This is a genomic window from Vibrio thalassae, assembly GCF_900089835.1.
Lineage (GTDB): Bacteria > Pseudomonadota > Gammaproteobacteria > Enterobacterales > Vibrionaceae > Vibrio > Vibrio thalassae.
Genome location: NZ_OANU01000004.1, coordinates 106,601 through 124,359, shown reverse-complemented (window position 1 = coordinate 124,359; position 17,759 = coordinate 106,601). Strand labels below are relative to the sequence as shown.

At 43.8% G+C, this 17,759-nt stretch carries 17 protein-coding genes, 1 riboswitch and 1 other annotated feature; of the genes, 4 read left to right on the top strand and 13 right to left on the bottom strand.

What is annotated here, in order from left to right; all coding sequences use genetic code 11:
- Window positions 1–24: 24 nt before the first annotated feature.
- The 4 genes from hisC to VTH8203_RS03580 form a co-directional block, all read right to left on the bottom strand.
- The gene (gene hisC / locus VTH8203_RS03595) at window positions 25–1,077 is read right to left on the bottom strand and encodes a histidinol-phosphate transaminase (RefSeq protein ID WP_096992425.1); all 1,053 of its coding nucleotides are present in this window, start codon (window positions 1,075–1,077) and stop codon (window positions 25–27) included.
- A complete protein-coding gene (hisD, locus tag VTH8203_RS03590) occupies window positions 1,077–2,375 on the bottom strand; it encodes a histidinol dehydrogenase (RefSeq protein ID WP_096992424.1) in 1,299 nt (432 codons plus the stop codon). Before hisD ends, hisC begins: the two co-directional genes overlap by 1 nt.
- A gap of 4 nt (window positions 2,376–2,379) precedes the next feature.
- A complete protein-coding gene (gene hisG / locus VTH8203_RS03585) occupies window positions 2,380–3,276 on the bottom strand; it encodes an ATP phosphoribosyltransferase (RefSeq protein ID WP_096992423.1) in 897 nt (298 codons plus the stop codon).
- A 40-nt stretch (window positions 3,277–3,316) separates the two neighbouring features.
- Window positions 3,317–3,453: a sequence feature (His leader region), on the bottom strand.
- A gap of 228 nt (window positions 3,454–3,681) precedes the next feature.
- Window positions 3,682–5,283: a Na+/H+ antiporter NhaC family protein gene (locus VTH8203_RS03580; RefSeq protein ID WP_096992422.1), complete on the bottom strand. Its 1,602-nt coding sequence runs from the start codon at window positions 5,281–5,283 to the stop codon at window positions 3,682–3,684.
- Between the two features lie 113 nt (window positions 5,284–5,396).
- Window positions 5,397–5,580, bottom strand: a riboswitch (Lysine riboswitch).
- 541 nt (window positions 5,581–6,121) lie between these two features.
- On the opposite strand from VTH8203_RS03580, the gene VTH8203_RS03575 reads away from it, so the two are divergent.
- Window positions 6,122–6,529, top strand: a complete 408-nt coding sequence (locus tag VTH8203_RS03575; RefSeq protein ID WP_096992421.1) for an H-NS family histone-like protein — start codon at window positions 6,122–6,124, stop codon at window positions 6,527–6,529.
- A 55-nt stretch (window positions 6,530–6,584) separates the two neighbouring features.
- On the opposite strand, the gene VTH8203_RS03570 is transcribed toward VTH8203_RS03575, so the two are convergent.
- Window positions 6,585–7,889 carry an inosine/guanosine kinase gene (locus VTH8203_RS03570; protein WP_096992420.1) on the bottom strand — a complete coding sequence of 435 codons (1,305 nt, stop codon included), beginning with the start codon at window positions 7,887–7,889 and terminating at the stop codon, window positions 6,585–6,587.
- 240 nt (window positions 7,890–8,129) lie between these two features.
- Here VTH8203_RS03570 and mnmA point away from each other — a divergent pair, with 240 nt between their 5' ends.
- The 3 genes from mnmA (at window position 8,130) to purB (ending at window position 11,400) form a co-directional block, all read left to right on the top strand.
- The gene (gene mnmA, locus VTH8203_RS03565) at window positions 8,130–9,239 is read left to right on the top strand and encodes a tRNA 2-thiouridine(34) synthase MnmA (RefSeq protein ID WP_096992419.1); all 1,110 of its coding nucleotides are present in this window, start codon (window positions 8,130–8,132) and stop codon (window positions 9,237–9,239) included.
- 30 nt (window positions 9,240–9,269) lie between these two features.
- On the top strand, window positions 9,270–9,887 hold the full coding sequence (gene hflD, locus VTH8203_RS03560; protein WP_096992418.1) for a high frequency lysogenization protein HflD: 618 nt from the start codon (window positions 9,270–9,272) through the stop codon (window positions 9,885–9,887).
- A gap of 142 nt (window positions 9,888–10,029) precedes the next feature.
- Window positions 10,030–11,400, top strand: coding sequence for an adenylosuccinate lyase (purB, locus tag VTH8203_RS03555; RefSeq protein WP_096992417.1), 1,371 nt, complete (start codon window positions 10,030–10,032; stop codon window positions 11,398–11,400).
- Between the two features lie 96 nt (window positions 11,401–11,496).
- Here the strand turns inward: purB and VTH8203_RS03550 are convergent, their stop codons facing one another.
- From VTH8203_RS03550 to VTH8203_RS03515, 8 genes are read right to left on the bottom strand one after another with little or no spacing between them, the layout of a single operon-like run.
- Complete coding sequence (locus tag VTH8203_RS03550; protein WP_096992416.1) at window positions 11,497–12,021, bottom strand: DUF3833 domain-containing protein; 525 nt, start codon at window positions 12,019–12,021, stop codon at window positions 11,497–11,499.
- Window positions 12,018–12,575, bottom strand: a complete 558-nt coding sequence (locus VTH8203_RS03545; RefSeq protein WP_096992415.1) for a chalcone isomerase family protein — start codon at window positions 12,573–12,575, stop codon at window positions 12,018–12,020. Before VTH8203_RS03545 ends, VTH8203_RS03550 begins: the two co-directional genes overlap by 4 nt.
- Window positions 12,565–13,080, bottom strand: coding sequence for a DUF2878 domain-containing protein (locus VTH8203_RS03540; protein ID WP_096992414.1), 516 nt, complete (start codon window positions 13,078–13,080; stop codon window positions 12,565–12,567). Before VTH8203_RS03540 ends, VTH8203_RS03545 begins: the two co-directional genes overlap by 11 nt.
- A gap of 35 nt (window positions 13,081–13,115) precedes the next feature.
- Window positions 13,116–14,372, bottom strand: a complete 1,257-nt coding sequence (locus VTH8203_RS03535; RefSeq protein ID WP_096992413.1) for an SAM-dependent methyltransferase — start codon at window positions 14,370–14,372, stop codon at window positions 13,116–13,118.
- 12 nt (window positions 14,373–14,384) lie between these two features.
- A complete protein-coding gene (locus tag VTH8203_RS03530; RefSeq protein ID WP_096992412.1) occupies window positions 14,385–15,182 on the bottom strand; it encodes a DUF1365 domain-containing protein in 798 nt (265 codons plus the stop codon).
- Window positions 15,182–16,471, bottom strand: a complete 1,290-nt coding sequence (locus VTH8203_RS03525) for an NAD(P)/FAD-dependent oxidoreductase (RefSeq protein WP_096992411.1) — start codon at window positions 16,469–16,471, stop codon at window positions 15,182–15,184. Before VTH8203_RS03525 ends, VTH8203_RS03530 begins: the two co-directional genes overlap by 1 nt.
- Window positions 16,472–16,491: 20 nt before the next feature.
- On the bottom strand, window positions 16,492–17,232 hold the full coding sequence (locus VTH8203_RS03520; RefSeq protein ID WP_096992410.1) for an SDR family NAD(P)-dependent oxidoreductase: 741 nt from the start codon (window positions 17,230–17,232) through the stop codon (window positions 16,492–16,494).
- Complete coding sequence (locus VTH8203_RS03515) at window positions 17,232–17,651, bottom strand: nuclear transport factor 2 family protein (RefSeq protein ID WP_096992409.1); 420 nt, start codon at window positions 17,649–17,651, stop codon at window positions 17,232–17,234. The genes VTH8203_RS03520 and VTH8203_RS03515 overlap by 1 nt, the downstream gene beginning before the upstream one ends.
- Window positions 17,652–17,759: the final 108 nt, after the last annotated feature.

The window sequence follows — 17,759 nt, the reverse complement described above, 5'->3', positions numbered from 1 at the left end:
TAAATCCTTTTCTTGATGGCTAGCTTAAGTTGCTGTTTGTTCTAATTGATTGCGGATGAATGACAATGTTTTTTCACATTCGTCGCGATTGCCAACGCTGATCCTGACGCAGTTTTCTATCGGCGAGTTTCTCAGAATAATTCCGGTATCCCACGCCGCTTTAAATACATCATCACCGTTGGCAAATTCGACTAGTAAGTAATTGCCCCAACCTTCATAAACGGTCACTCCGGGTAAGATTGATAGGCCAGCTTGCAGATAAGCACGATTTGCATTGAGATCCAGCACCTGAAACTTTGCTCGCGCCAACCCTTGCTCTGACAGAGCTTGCACTGCGATTTCTGCAACAGGGATTGGCACAGGATAAGGTGCGATAACTTTGAGCAATACGTTGATTAACGCTTCATTGGCGAGCGTAAAACCGCAGCGAAGTCCGGCCAAAGCAAACGCTTTGGATAGCGTTCTTAAAATGGCTAAATTCGAATACTGAGCCAATAAGTCCACCGTTGACGCTTCTGGACAGAAGTCGATATACGCTTCATCCATAACCACAATGGCTCTATCTTTGGTCATCTCTAATAAAGTAATAATATCTTCACGTTTAACTAGATTACCCGTTGGATTGTTTGGGCTACATACGAATAGTACTTTTACACCTTCGAGGTTTGCTTCTATTTCCGGTAGGTTAAGCTGCCAGTCAGATGTAAGGGGTATTGTTTTACGATCAATACCAATAGTTTCAGCACTGATCGCATACATGCCATATGTGGGAGGGCAAAATAAGATACTATCTTCACCCGGCTCACAGAATGCACGAATAAGTAATTCAATGCCTTCATCAGCGCCGCGAGATGTTAACGTTTGTTCTGGTTTTACACCGGCGTAAGCCGCATAAGCTTCAATCAAAGCTTTAGGTTGACATTCACTGTAGCGATTTAAACGCGTAAAATCTGTCTTGTATTCATTATCGAATGGCGATTCGTTAGCGTTAAGCCAAATATCACCACAGCCGCCAATACGGCGTGCCGACATATAAGGTGTTAGCTGTTGAACTTGTTTACGTGCGAGCTTTTCCATTAGTTACTCTCCTGAGTAAGCTTTTCAACACGGATAGTAACGGCGCGCTTGTGAGCGTCCAGTCCTTCCGCTTCCGCCATTGTGATGACCGTTGGTGCCAAGTTTCGTAAACCTTCAACGCTCAGTTCTTGTACTGTCATTCGTTTTGAAAAATCGGCTAAGCCTAAACTCGAATAAGTACGTGTATAGCCATAAGTTGGCAGGACATGGTTAGTTCCAGACGCATAATCGCCAGCAGATTCCGGTGACCAGTTCCCCAAGAAAATAGAGCCCGCGTTATCGAGGAGCGGTAACAGTTCTCGTGGCGCTTTAGTCTGAACAATTAGGTGCTCAGGGCCATAGTAGTTAGAAATAGACACGCACTGGGTGATCGATTCAGCGATAATAATGAGACTGGAAGCCAAGGCTTGCTGAGCAATATCGGCGCGAGAGAGCTGTTTCAACTGCCTATTTACCGCCTCGGTCACTTGATCAGCAAGAATCGGTGATGGTGTCACGAGTACTACTTGGGAATCTGGACCATGTTCAGCTTGGCTCAGTAAATCCGCGGCAACAAAATCAGCGTCTGCCGTATCATCTGCAATGACCAAAACCTCAGATGGGCCAGCGGGCATGTCTATGGCAGCGCCTCGAAAATCATTACTCACTTGACGCTTAGCTTCGGTAACGTAGGCATTGCCTGGACCAAATATTTTATCGACCTTTGATACGCTCTCCGTACCATATGCCATCGCAGCGATGGCCTGACCACCACCCACGTTATAGACTTCATCGATTTTACAAAGTTTTGCAACGTAGAGAATTTCGTCAGCAATGGGTGGAGGAGAACAAAGAACCACTTTACGACAACCCGCTATTTGCGCCGGGACGCCCAACATTAATACCGTGGATGGTAATGGCGCACTGCCACCCGGAATATACAGCCCCACCGTATTAATAGGACGTGTGACTTGTTCGCAGACCACTCCGGGCTGAGTTTCAACTTTCAGCACTTCTGGGCGTTGAGCTTTGTGGAACTTAGCAATATTTGCGTACGCTTGTTCGAGAGCTTGCTTCATCTTTACAGGGAGGCGTGATGAAGCCGCTTCAATCTCGTTCGGGGAGAGTCGAATAGAATCAGGACGTACGCGATCGAATTTCTCTGTCAGATCAAACAGTGCCTTATCGCCTTCACTTCTTACTTGATCAATAACCGCCGATACCGCCGACGTTATATTGGCACCTTCAGCGATAGCAGGACGCTCAAGAATAGACTCTTGTTGCGACTGACTTAACGATTGCCAAACTACGGTTCTCATGGCCTTACCCCATCATTTTCTCAATCGGAAGCACAAGAATAGAACTTGCACCGAGCTCTTTAAGCTGCTCCATCGTTTCCCAGAACAAATTCTCTGTACTAACTAGGTGAACCGCTACACGCTCTTTGTCAGAAGACAGAGGTAGCACTGTTGGGTCTTCCGCACCAGGCAGTAGTGATTTAATCTGCTCAAGTTTGGCCACTGGTGCGTGTAGCATAATATATTTAGACTCTTTCGCTTGTTGTACACCTTGCATACGAGTCAGTAGCTTCTCGATCAACGCCTGTTTATCAGCGTCGAATTCACCTTTACGTTGAATCAATGTCGCTTTTGAACGAAAGATAACTTCTGCTTCTTTTAAACCATTTGCTTCTAATGTTGCCCCAGTGGAAACAAGGTCAGCAATGGCGTCAGCAAGACCTGCACGAGGCGCGACTTCTACCGAGCCTGTAAGCATACAAGTGCTGAAATCAACGCCTTGCTCATCCATATAGGCTTTGAGCAATTGAGGGTAAGTCGTTGCGATACGTTTGCCTGCAAGATCCTGTGGGCCGTTGTAGGTCTGGTCCTTATTGATGGCAATTGACAAGCGACAGCCACCAAAATCAAGGCGACGAAGAGTAACAAATTCGTTTGGTTCCCCCAGCGCTTTTCGATCCAAGCGCACTTCCTCAAGTTCATTTTCGCCAATGAAGCCAAGATCAACGACACCGTCCATGATCAAACCAGGAATATCATCGTCACGAACTAGAAGGAGATCAATTGGCATATTTAATGAATGAACAACAAGACGCTCACCCATCACATTGAATTTAACTCCGCATTTTTTAAGAAGGTCTTGGCTTTCTCTGCTAAGACGACCTTTTTTCTGAATAGCGATTCTTAGGCGTTGTGTTTGCATGCTGTATCCCTGTGCAAGATATTGATTTTTAAAATATAAAAAGAAAAAACCCTCGGGAGCTTTGGTCTCCCGAGGGTTTAATTCTTTAAATCTTAAATCGAACCTCCGAGAGTTTTACCTATCTCTCGGGTATGCGTTCATCTCCCGAAAGATTAAGCTGGGTGATGATGGTGATGATGAATGTTCATATCAAAATTTAGCATACTTATGTTTAGGTCCTTTGTGTCTATACCTTCACACTAACGAAGCTGATTACGATTTTCAACCACTATTTCACAGATCGCTGCATTTTTTTTTAACACTCGCTCGTCAATGCGGTTGGTTATGACTCGTTGTGGCAAAAAATATTCGAGAAGACATAAAAAAAGGAGCCTTATTAGGCTCCTTAATACATAAACGATAGGATTATGCGTTCGCTTCTTTGGTCATTCTCGCTTTCGATAAAACAGACAAAATGAAGCACACAAGTACAAAAGCCACCGTTGCTGCACCAAATGACAATGCAACAGATGTCGTCATACCTAGGGTAATAAAGCCAATACACGAAACCAATGCCACTGACAACGCGTATGGTAACTGTGTCGATACGTGGTCAATGTGGTTACAGCGTGCACCTGTTGATGACAAAATAGTCGTATCGGAGATTGGTGAACAGTGGTCACCAAATACTGACCCTGCCAAAACAGCGCCTAGCATAGGCAGCATCATTACAATATCAGTCGCCCCAGCCATATCGCCAGCAATAGGCAACATGATACCGAACGTACCCCAAGAAGTACCAGTAGAAAAAGCCATGATACCAGACAGCATAAACAGGATCACTGGCAACCAATGAACATCTATGTTGCCCTGTACCGTTGAAGAAAGGTAGGCACCCGTTTTCATGTCACCGATAACAGAACCAATAGACCATGCGAAGAACAAAATAAGAATGGCACCAAACATCGACTTAGCACCAATCCACATGGTTGCTGCAATGTCAGAAAGCGCCAGTTTTTGTTTTACCACAGTATAGATAGCTGTCAGAAGACCTGCAGAGCCACCATAGATAAGTGACGTACCGACGTTGGTATTTTCGAACGCGCCAAATACATCGAACGGAGCACCGTTGGCGGCAAGAGCTTGACTGCCTGTAAAGATCATCGCTGCAACCATAGCAACGATAAGCACAATAATCGGCATCACCAGGTCAGACACAGAACCAAAATCGCTTTCTTTGATATCCAGTTCTTCATTCAATTCATGAGCTTGCGCAGAGTCATTTTCATTATCTTTATCGAAGCCAATACCTTGCTTAGCACGCAATTCGTGGTTTCGCATCGAGCCCACATCTAATTGGAACCATGCCACGGTGAACACCATTAGCAACGCAAATACCGCGTAAAAGTTCATTGGGATCAATTGAACGTACGCGCCGATGGCAGAATATTCCGTGATACCGTGAGAGACCAAAATACCGCTCACCAATGTCATGATATAGGCACCCCAGCTTGAAACAGGCATCAAGACACACATCGGTGCAGCAGTAGAATCAAGAATATAAGCAAGTTTAGCGCGCGATACATAAAAACGGTCGGTTACAGGGCGTGAGATCGCACCAACGGCTAGGCTATTAAAATAATCATCGACAAAAATAAAGACACCAAGGAATGCCGCTAAAAGTTTAGAGCCCCTTTTGCTTTTAACACGGATTTGAGCCCACTCTGCAAATGCTTTGGTACCACCAGAAAGCGTCAGCAATGCGGTCATCATACCTAACAGAAGAAGGAAGCCGATAATACTCACATTACCTAAGTTAAGACCGCCATCTTCAATAATAACACCGGAAACGGTGTTATATACGTATTGAGTAGCACTCACTACCGAATAGTCAGTGAGTAAAAAGGCGCCTAGCACTATACCTACACCTAAGGATAGTAAGACGCGACGTGTAATAATCGCCAAGCTCAACGCTACGATCGGCGGTAGCAATGATATTGGTGACGAAGCAAAATCGATTAAATTCATGATCTTCAAAAACCAGTTTTAATTATGGCTAGAGATCTACTGCAGACATGCGTATCTAAAAGTTCATACGCAAACGTTGAACTAAGCGAAAGGGAAGTGAACACTTCACCCAACCCTACAGTAGCGCTCCATAGTTTAACAATATAATAGACTATGGCAGTGTTGTTCGTTTCCGAGACAACCCCAGCGAGAGTGGCTGATATTCAACTCTCACTTCGGCGACAGCGCCTTTTGTTGTCGTTCATTGGCATCACCCCAACGACAAGGACTTTTCGCAATCGCGCCTCTACATCAAAAGAAAATCATTCACTAATATGCACTAGCATGTTGAAAGAATGTTCTTACTTTTGCATTAGGTAAAATTCATTGTACTTACGAAAGCATCAATTGCAACATGAATGTTGCTATCAAGCTGTAAAAACCGTGAACACACGGTTAACAACAAATGGTTTTGTTGGTTATTACCTCATCATAGATAACCATTTTTTGAACGACCGTCGATGACAACATAATTTTATAGAAGTTCACTTAATTCAATCTCAGGCAATTTTGCAGTATTTACAAATAAACTATAATTGCCGCAAACCATACAGAGTACAATATGCAACAAAATCCACTCGATGACGATTTTTTGTGTAGTTCATATCAAGATTGAGCAATTATTAAAGTTCCAACTACATCTTCTATATCTCCCAATTTGTATTTCTAGCATCTCCTATTATCAGGATTTTGTAAGAATTATTATATTTCTCCTACTATCCACCAAGAAAATATTGTCAATTCAATATTTGCTGTTTATTATTAACCCGAACCAAATAATAATCTCATGGGAACTGTCATGTCTGAATTAACCAAAACTCTACTAAATATTCGTAGCCTACGTGCATTCGCTCGTGAGCTTACTTTAGAACAACTAGAAGAAGCGCTAGAAAAGCTAACTGCTGTTGTTGGTGAAAGACAAGAAGCTGAAGCTGAAGAAAGAGCAGTTAAAGAAGCACGTGAAGCTAAATTAAGCGAATACGCGCAAATGATTGCTCAAGACGGTATTGATGTTGAAGATCTAATTGCCGCCCTGTCAGGCGAATCAAAAGGTAAAGCGAAGAGTAAACGCGCACCTCGCCCAGCAAAATACAAATATGTAGATGCTAGCGGTGCAGAGAAAACTTGGACAGGCCAAGGTCGTACACCTTCAGCAATCCAAAGTGCATTAGATGCTGGTAAATCTCTCGAAGAATTTGAAATCTAATATCGATTAAATAATATCAGTTTTATAAAAAAAGCGCCTTTCGGCGCTTTTTTTATTATCGTTCCCAATATGCTTCTTCTAAACTATCTTCTTTCTCTGGTAGACCACGAGAAAGGCGCGGAGAATGCTGGACCAAGACTTCGTAGCTCGCTCGGTTTGAGTATTTGCAGACTTGAGAAAACGATGAATACGTCAGATATTGATGCTGGTGCTTACTTGAGTTTGGCACATTTTCTTTATGGTATTTATTCGCTGCCATATCATGAAGCAATGCTGACAAGGCCGCATCGCCTGCACCATTGGTATTCTTAATTTTTTCTGGCCCACCCATATATGGTGCGATATGTGAATAAACCTTAGTTGGATTTTCACATGCCAACTTTATAGCAGGTCGGCTAAATTCATATCGGTTAAATTCGGCAATACATCCAGGTAATAATGGTAAAGAAGTTTCTCTTTTTGCAGCATCCTCTGTATATCCCGCCATAAACAAACCAATTGGTCCAGCAGTACATAAAACAAGGTCGACCCAATCCAGCGCTTTATCGGCCGCTGCTAACGGATCTTTTTCACCCGTTAATGCTTCTGCTTCATCTTCATTCATAGCAACAACAGAAACATGCTGTTGCAAAAAGTCTTGCCAGTATTGCGGATCATCTTGAATAACAAAACGAGTTCCTAATGTTAATACTACTGGCACATCATATTTCTTCGCATACGCTATTGCCTGCATGGTCGCTGCTGGCATTGGATCGCCATCTTTACAACGTACTAAATAGGCAGTTAATACTAAAGCTGATGCCTTCTTGAAAATCTTCTCTGGAATACTCTCTGGACGAAGTTGGTTCATTTGACCTTCGCTAATTGCGAACGTTCTCTCACCATCTTCAGTAATTAATGTAAAGCAGCGTCCGATTGCACCATCTACACCCTGTAAATAGTTTAAATCCATACGACTAGAGGTATTACACAGGTAACGATATCCATAGCTACCGATTCGAATATCAGCACTCATTACGCCTAACAATACCGACTTATCATCCGCGAGGACGGAGAAGTTATGTAATGTATTCCCTATGGTGCCACCTGCAAACTCATTTGTAATAAGCTCTTGTTGTTTCAATTCGTTATACAAATTCTCTGCAGCTTGGTCATCAATAACTAATGAATGCCCTTTACTCAGCCCAAATTTCTCGATCACACTACTATCTACTCGTGCCTCTATATCAACTAGAGTTTGATCAATACCAATAATATGGGTTCTCGACATTTTCTTACTAGTCTGAGATTGGCTGACTAATGGATCACGAGCGTGAACCGGAAAGTAATGCTTCGATTTTCTTTGGCCGGGAAATTTCATAAGGATATCTTCGTATCAGGAAACGTAAGGCGACAATTCTAACTCTGTATAGTTTACCTCGGCAACATAGGCAACCTTAGCAATCGTTTACGCAGTAATATTTTTATCTCAACCCTTGTTTTTTACTATTCTGATACACACATTCATGCGCTTAGAAAGTGTGATTTAGTTCGCGGATCTGTATTGCGCCTTCGGTTTCTGCTAGAATCTGCGTCCAATTGATATAGGTGGTATTTTAACATGTCTGATAACAGCCAAAAGAAAGTGATTGTCGGTATGTCCGGCGGTGTAGACTCCTCTGTTTCTGCCTACCTTCTGAAACAGCAAGGCTACCAAGTAGAAGGCCTGTTCATGAAGAACTGGGAAGAAGATGACAATGAGGAATATTGTACTGCAGCGGAAGATCTGGCCGACGCACAAGCGGTCTGTGATAAGTTAGGTATCCACCTACATACGATCAATTTTGCTGCTGAATATTGGGATAATGTATTTGAATATTTTTTAGCAGAATACAAAGCGGGTCGCACACCAAACCCAGACATCCTTTGTAACAAAGAAATTAAGTTCAAAGCATTTTTGGAGTTTGCAGACGAAGTTCTCGATGCTGACTATATTGCAATGGGTCACTATGTCAGTCGTACTTTTCCAGAGAATGGTGACAAGCCGCAAATGCTTCGTGGATTGGACAGTAACAAAGACCAAAGCTACTTCCTTTACACCCTAAGCCACGATCAAGTGGCGCGTAGTTTGTTCCCAGTAGGTGAGCTAGAGAAACCTGAAGTACGTCGCATTGCTGAAGAACAAGGCTTAATCACCGCGAAGAAAAAGGACTCTACCGGTATTTGTTTTATTGGTGAGCGCAAATTTACAGACTTCTTGTCTCGCTATTTGCCAGCACAACCGGGTAAAATCGAAACGCCGGAAGGTAAAGTCATTGGTGAACACCAAGGTCTGATGTACCACACGTTAGGTCAACGTAAAGGGTTACATATCGGTGGCCAGAAAGGTGGCGGCGGTAACGAAGACCCATGGTATGTCGCTGAAAAAGATCTTGAGCGTAACGTATTGATTGCCGTTCAAGGTGCGGATCATCCATTACTAAAATCAAACGGATTACATGCATCTCAACTTCATTGGGTAAGTCGCGAAGCGATCAGAGAACCAATGCAATGCACAGTGAAAACACGCTACCGTCAACAGGATATCCTTTGTACGATTATTCCAATTGACGATGACAACATTAAGGTTATCTTTGATGAGCCACAAGTCGCTGTCACGCCAGGACAGTCTGCAGTCTTCTATAGCGACAATGTTTGCTTAGGTGGCGGTATCATCGAAGAACGTATTTAAATTTTTCGTTTATTATCTTAGGAGAGCTACGTGGCTAATACACTTTATGACCGTACAATAGCATTTGCAGGAATTTGCCAAGCCGTTGCCCTTGTTCAACGTGTTGCTAAAGACGGTTACTGTGATTCAGACGCGTTCGAAACTTCTATCAAAGCCATCACCAATATGAATCCGTCCAGTACATTGGACGTATTCGGTACTGAGTCCGATTTAAAAGTGGGACTCGAGTGTTTGGTTAAAGGTATTGATAGCACACCGAGTGGAAGTGAGATTACTCGCTACATCATTAGCTTAATGGCTTTAGAGCGTAAGTTAAATGGACGTAATGATGCTATGTCCCAACTTGGTGATCGATTACAAATGGTCAGCCGCCAACTGGAGCATTACGAACTGCTTGACGAGCAAATGATCAGTAATCTTGCTAGCGTCTATTTGGATGTCATCAGTCCGATTGGTCCTAGAATCCAAGTCACTGGCACTCCAGCAGTACTGCAACAAACCGCGACACAACAAAAAGTTCGTGCGCTTCTGTTGTCAGGTATTCGCAGCGCGGTGCTTTGGCGACAAGTCGGTGGTAAACGACGTCACCTCGTCTTTGGACGAAAGAAAATGGTCGAACAGGCGCAGATTCTACTCGCTAGAATGTAATCATCGACTCGCGACCTTGTCGCGAGTTGTTTTTTTCTATCAAAATAAATTTGGCGCAAACGTTTGCGCAATATTCGTGACAAATGCCGCAGTTATTGGTATAAAGCTCACGAAATTTAGAAACCCAATTCAGGAGAACATCATGGAACTGTCAGCATTGACTGCTGTTTCACCAGTAGACGGCCGTTACGGTAGTAAGACAACTGCACTTCGCAGCATCTTTAGTGAGTTTGGCCTACTAAAGTACCGCTCTATCGTTGAAATTCGTTGGTTGCAAAAACTTGCAGCAACGGATGCAATCAAAGAAGTTCCTGCGTTCAGTGCTGAAGCTAACCAGTTTCTTGACGAACTAGCCGCTAACTTTAGCGAAGAAGACGCAGCTCGAATCAAAGAGATCGAGCGCACCACCAACCACGATGTAAAAGCGGTTGAGTATTTCCTAAAAGAGAAAGTTGCTGACGTTCCTGAGTTGCATGCAGTAAACGAATTCATTCACTTTGCATGTACTTCTGAAGACATCAACAACACGTCGCACGCACTGATGCTGAAAGAAGCACGTGATACTGTGGTTCTTCCTGAGATCCGCAACATTATCGATGCAATCAGCAAGCTAGCGGAAGAGTACCGTGACATTCCTTTGCTTTCGCGTACGCACGGCCAACCTGCTTCTCCTACTACTATGGGTAAAGAGATGGCTAACGTTGCATACCGAATGGAGCGTCAATACAAACAAATCGAAGCCGTTGAAATCTTAGGTAAAATCAATGGCGCGGTAGGTAACTATAACGCACACCTTTCTGCTTACCCTGAATTGGATTGGCATAAATTTAGTGAAGAGTTCATTACTGAATCTCTAGGCGTGACTTGGAACCCTTACACAACTCAAATTGAACCACACGACTACATTGCAGAGTTGTTCGACGCTATCGCTCGTTTCAATACTATCCTGATTGACTTCGACCGTGACGTTTGGGGCTATATTGCTCTTGGCCACTTCAAACAAAAAACGGTGGCTGGTGAAATCGGTTCTTCAACAATGCCTCACAAAGTTAACCCAATCGACTTTGAAAACTCAGAAGGTAACCTAGGTCTTGCTAATGCTGTATTCGCTCACTTGGCACAAAAACTGCCAATTTCTCGCTGGCAACGTGACCTAACCGACTCCACGGTACTTCGTAACCTAGGTGTTGGCTGTGGTTATGCCATCATCGCTTATACGTCGACACTAAAAGGTATTAGCAAGCTTGAAGTTAACCGTGACGCACTTCTTGCTGAGTTAGACAAAAACTGGGAAGTCCTCGCAGAGCCTGTGCAAACTGTTATGCGTCGTTATGGCATCGAGAAGCCTTACGAAAAGCTAAAAGAGCTTACACGTGGTAAGCGTGTCGATGGCGACGCTATGCGCAGTTTCATCGACGGTTTAGAGCTGCCTGAAGAAGAGAAAGCTCGTTTGAAGCAAATGACACCAGCGAACTATATCGGTCAAGCCATCGAGCTTACTGATAAGCTGTAATCATTAAACAGTTCAAACACTAAAAAGGCTGCAATTATTGCAGCCTTTTTCATTGCTAACCTCTATACACACTGGCAATGACGTCGTTCATCAACTTCACTGTTTTTGAAAAAACAGTGTAATAGTGCCTACCTCGACCCCAAACTTTCTGATGCTGGTGAGATTAAAGACGTGTTTATCGTCTTGGCGATATAACCAATCATCAAATGCTACCGTATAAGTAGAACCGTCAACATCGAGTTCAAAATCGTATTGCCATTGCAGCGCGTTACCCTCTTCTCTGCCGGTCGCTGCGCCAACGATGTCATCTGCGACTCCTCGATATGAACCGTCTTGAAGCTTCTCAATCGTCCAAATCCGTTGATCGGTTTCTCCATCATCAAACACAAAATCTTCCACTAAAACGAGCTTGTTGTCTGTTACTGTTCCCACAATAAAGACCTCGAAACGTCGATTCTGCTTTCTCGTGTAGTCTTGAACCATCCCCCAAGCTGTAATGTCTCCTTCAAAGTAGCCAAATAAATCAAATTTTGGGTCACTGTTTTTATATTCTGACAAATCTGCACTACATGCAGTAAGTAAAAGTAAAAGAGGCAATAAAAACCAACGAAGCAACGTCATCTGTTCATTCCTATAAGTTGTGCTCTAAGTTTCGGGTATTGACTATTTGGAGATAGCCAAATGCCAAGGAAGCCGTCATTCAATGATTTGTCGTCTACGGTGCCTATCATCTGAAGCGGTTTTTGCTCTGTGAGGTAGTAGAATTTTCCGGTTTTGCCGTCGCTGACGTAAATGAGTTGCTGTCCGTCTGACACACTTGGAAAGATATCGTATAACTTGGCAATCCACTGATTCCTAGTGCTTTTATCAACACCCATTTTTTCCCATTGGTCGAGTGTGGCATCCAAAAGTTGTTGTCGACTAATATCTCTCTGATACTGAATTCTCAACGCTATGGGATGAGGAGACACATCGTCAGACACTTGATAAATACCCTGAGGCGCCAGCAGTTGTGAGCGATAAACGTCAAAAAAAAGCCAACTTAGCTGAGCCTCCCCAACCACTTGCCACTGGCCCCAATCTTGCAGCCCGTCAGCGGCATCTTTGGAAGCCATGACGCTCTGTGAATGCAGTAATAAGCCCAATAACGTCGCCAACACCATTTTATGTTTCATGAGTCCAACTTCTCTCGTTTGGTCTTGGGTATCGCACGATCAAAAAGACGATCAAGACCCATTCAATAAAAAGGACTCCGAGAGTAACTAGCATCGGGTATTGCGTGCTAACCGCACCAAGCTTAAATCCCGCCAAATAACTCATCGCTCCACCGAGCCCACCGACAACAGATACGAGTAGAATAGGATAAGGAATCAAAAATGTTTTCAAGTAAAAAGCATACCAAGAGAAAATTAACCAAAGCGCCACAAGCCACACAGGCAGAACATCCGTGTCGAACACCAGCAAGTTGGCGAACGTGTTCAAACTATCAATAGCGATTCCTAATATCACCAGTAGAACCAGTGACTTTAAACGGAGGCCAAGTATTCGATGCGATACCAAGATAGTGACAATACTCAGTATTAACGCCAGCCACTGGAACCTTGTTTGTCCCACGACTGACAGTAACCAGACAACCTGAAACCAGCTGCTAACAAGCACAAGCTTCCACCCTGAAGACATGCTGCAACCTCCCTTAATTATCGACAAAGTCTTGGTTAACGACCACGCTGGAAAGTGATGTGCACAGTACTAATACTTTTTGCTCTAAATCCACCTTCGCAATAGCAAAAATAGTAGCGCCACATACGAATAAAACGCTCGTCATACCCCAAATCTCTGACTTGTTTCAGCGCTGCTTCAAACCTTAAACGCCAATCAACCAACGTCTTCGCGTAGTCTGCGCCAATATCAAACAAATTTCTTACAATGAGGTCTGTGTGCTTAGTGCTATTGGTCGTCAACGCAGTAATCGATGGCAAGAAGCCTCCAGGGAAAATATATTTCTGAATGAAATCTACATTGTCTGCATAGTAGTCATAGCGTTGATCTGCGATGGTAATTGCTTGTATGGCCATCAAACCTTTGGGTTTCAACAAAGACTGGCATTTTTGCAGATAAGAAACCAAATACTGCTTGCCAACGGCCTCTATCATCTCTATCGACACCAATTTATCGTACTGGCCTTCAAGCAATCGATAGTCTTGTTTGAGTAACGTAATTTTGTCTGATAGACCTTCTTTTTCTACTTGCTGTTTTGCATAGTCGAACTGCTCATCAGAAATTGTCGTGGTGGTGACATGACAGCCGTAATGTTTTGCCATGTATATCGCCATGCCGCCCCATCCAGTGCCGATTTCCATCACATGGTCATTCGAAGTGAGTTGAAGCTGCTGGCACAATCGTTCCATCTTATTAATCTGCGCTTGCTCTAACGTGTCGGTCGGCTGTAAATAAAGGCCGGAAGAATAAAGCATATTCTGGTCAAGAAATGTCTCATAGAGGCTATTACCCAGGTCATAATGGGCCTGAATATTTTCTCTAGAGCGCGTTAAAGTGTTGCGGTTGACCCAGTGCCCCAACTTGTACATCACCTTAGTGAGCAAGCTCGAACGGCCCTCAATGGAATCTAATGCTGCTAGATTTAAAGCCATTAGCTCCATCAAAGCAGACAGATCGGGGCTGTCCCACCAGTCATCCATATAGGCTTCACCCGCTGCGATACTACCCCCTTGAATCAAGCGGCGATAGAACTCAGGGTGTTTCACTTCAATAATCGCACTCGGTTCGCCATCTTTTGGTTTACCAAACCGCTCACCGACATGTTTACCGACACTGCCGTCTTGGTGAAAGCTCTCGATGATCGTCAAACACCCTATTTCGAGCTTGTACAAACATTTGAAGGCGATGCTCTTCGCGGTTTTTTGTAATCCAGTTAGGGCTCTAGGTGCCTCTATTGAGGTGGTATTTAGCATAGTGAATTCTCCCTAATTCTTTGAGTTCGTGTGCTGCGAAAAGTCGTCACAAGACGCTGATTTAGCAGGCGCCTTTTCGGGCTGGGAATGGTCGTAGATAGGCGTTCCTTTGACCAACAGTTTTAGCGCGTGCCAATATATGCCTACCACGACTTTCACCGTCATAATCGGGGTTTTTATCAGTTGTTTGACAAGGTTTGCTGAATTGAATGCGCATCCTTTCATAGATAGCGTCGCGTCAAACACCTTGCCCGATTTATGGCAGGCAAGATGGACAAATAATCGCTTGCCAAGAGGTTTAAGACGCCAATGATACTGCTGGTCAATCGGGTTGAAAGGAGAAACGTGAAAGGCTTTGTCGTGACACCAATTCTGATGATTAACCCCTTGGTCAGCCCTAATCGCGTAATAGTGCCGTTCATTCCATGGCGTGTTGCTAACTTCCGCCAGTAAATATTGCCAACGCCCTTCACCATCATAAAGGTAGTAAAAATTAACCGGGCTGAAGTAAAGTCCTAAATACCGCAAATGACAAACGGCAACGACTCGTCCAGTTAGATGTTCCCCCGTCAGCTCTTGGACTTTGCTCTGCACAGCAAGCTTTAAGCTGCCTTCACCTAAATAGTCTTGTCGACGAAACCGAGCCCAGTGCCACCATCGGTCACCAAATCCCCACACTCTCTCCTGCAAAGACTCAAGTTCATCCAAGTCAATAGCGGGCATAAACATAGCGTAATTTAAGTGATGAGTTGTTGGCGTATAACGCCGATGCGCTACATGCCCTACCATAAGCTGACTGTGGGTAACCATTAGGCCGCTCCTTGCACTGAGCGGTCAACGCCCGCTCGCGCTAAAATGCCCTCGACAACGTCTAGTGCGCTTTTCACGCCATCTTCATGAAACCCGTTGTACCAGTAAGCACCGCAAAACCAAGTGTTGTTGCTTCCTAACAGTTCGTCCCTTCGCTGTTGCGCTTCAATACTTTGTGTCGTAAAGACTGGATGGCTGTAGTTGAATTTTCTTAGGATTTTCGAACTATTAATCATGTCTGAAGAATTGAGAGAGACACAAAACGTAGTCTCCGACTCAATATGCTGCAGAATATTCATATCGTAGGTTAACGTAGGCAAACGATGGTGCTCGTCTTCTGAACCATCTAATGCATAATTCCAAGACGCCCAAGCCGATTTTCTCACAGGAAGAAGGCTTTCATCACAATGCAGTATCACTTCATTTGATTGATACTCCATGTCGCCCAAAATCGATGCTTCAGATGACGTAGGGTTAGACAACATTGATAATGCTTGGTCACTGTGGCAAGCAAAGACGACTTGATCAAAACGCTCCGTTTTACCATTGACCATTATTGATACACCGACAGAATCACGAGTGACGGAGGTCACCGGTGAATTAAGCCGTATCTTATCTGCAAAGCCTCGCGTTAACGGGTAAATATAACTACGAGAGCCCCCTTCTATCACATACCATTGTGGCCTATTGACGACATCTAATAGCCCATGATTTAGGAAAAATCGTAGGAAAAAACCAAGTGGAAAGGCTCTCATATCCGCTAAAGTAGATGACCAAATAGCGGCCCCCATAGGTAGAATGTAGTTTTGAGTAAAATAATCTGAAAAGCCATTGCTTGTGAGGAAATCCCCGAGCGTTTGCGAGGCTAGACGCGTTTTGTCCGTCTGTGCGGAGACCTTTGCTAGCTTGTTAAAACGTAGAATTTCAAAAATGAATCGATAAAAAGTCGGATTAAGCAAGTTGCGCTTTTGCGCAAACAAAGTCGATAGGGTATGCCCATTGTATTCCAGACCATTGGCAGCATTCTTAACGCTAAAACTCATCTGGGTTGGAACACCTTTCACGCCAACTTCATCCATCATACGAATAAAGTTTGGGTAGGTTCGGTCGTTGTAGACAATAAAACCAGTATCGATGGCATACAACTGCCCGTCAACTTCTACATCAACCGTAGCGGTATGACCGCCAATATAACCATTGGCTTCAAATAGGGTCACGTCGTGATGTTTGTGTAAGTAGTATCCACACGTTAGCCCTGAAATTCCTGTTCCTATAATCGCTATTTTCATAGAAATTCGTCCTTTACCTATTACGCTCTAGTGATCAAGCGTGATACCAACCGAGTTTGTAAGCCATAGGGCAAGCTGCCGATAAAACGAAGCGCCCACGTGAATCTTTTTGGGAAATAAATGTATGCAGACCGTTTCTGAATACCGGATTGAATTGCGTTGGAAGCCTCTTCAACTGACACCATCATCGGCATATCAAAATCGTTTTTATCGGTAAGGGGAGTTTTAACAAAGCCAGGAAAGACACAGCTAATATCCACACCCTTGTTTTTCCAATCAACCTTGAGAGTTCGAGTTAAATACGTAATGGCGGCTTTTGAGGCGCCGTAAGCTTCTGCTCTTGGCAAGGCGAGTTCCCCCGCTATAGAACTGACCACCACCAAGTGATGTCCAGATTTGAGCCTGGTTTGAACCTGTTCTAACACGTTGACCGTTCCCATGACATTGACAGCCATAACACGTTCAATGAGTGCAGCATCGATTACTCCATCATCGATATACTCACAATCACCAGCGTTCAGTATCCATAACGTTGGTAGCACATCGATGTTAGCAAAAGCCATCATGACCTGCTCTCTGTTAGTGATGTCAAAAGCAAGAGGAATAATATTTTCGCTGCTGGCTTTGAGCGCTTCCAATTTCTCGATAGAACGCCCACATGCGTAAACCACAAAGCCTCGATTGGCATAATCTCGTGCCAATTGCCAACCTATGCCTGATGACGCACCTGTGATCAGTACTGTTCGATGTGAATCAGACATTACTTCCCCAGCCTCTGTTTGATGTTCTTGATAACAAAGCCCAGTAGAGGGATGTTTTCGTACAGCATCTCTCCAAGATCAAAATAGTCTCTGTGGTAGATGACCCGATCGCCACTGAAACAAATGTGACTCACGCCATTGACTTCGACTGCCTCACCGCCATTTAATTTTGGGTGCTGTAGTTGCATCGTCCAAGTCAAAAAACCCGTATCTTCTACTTGCTGATGATGGCGAATATCAAAATCACATTTGATGACGTTGGTATAAAGAGAATCGAAGTAGGTTGACAGCTCATCCCACCCTTCTAAGCGGTGAGCCGAATCCTCAAATACCACATCCTTGTGATAAAGCTGTTCAAGAAGATGCAGGTTGCTCTTGTTTAGCTTTTGATACACCTCGCTAACCATTTCTATATTCATAACAACCCTTAATTCGTTATACAGAAGCCTATAAAGTACAAACTAGTACACCTTGAAAGTTATACAAGATTTGGAAAGTACAACTTTTTGTATAAGTGTTACGGAGAG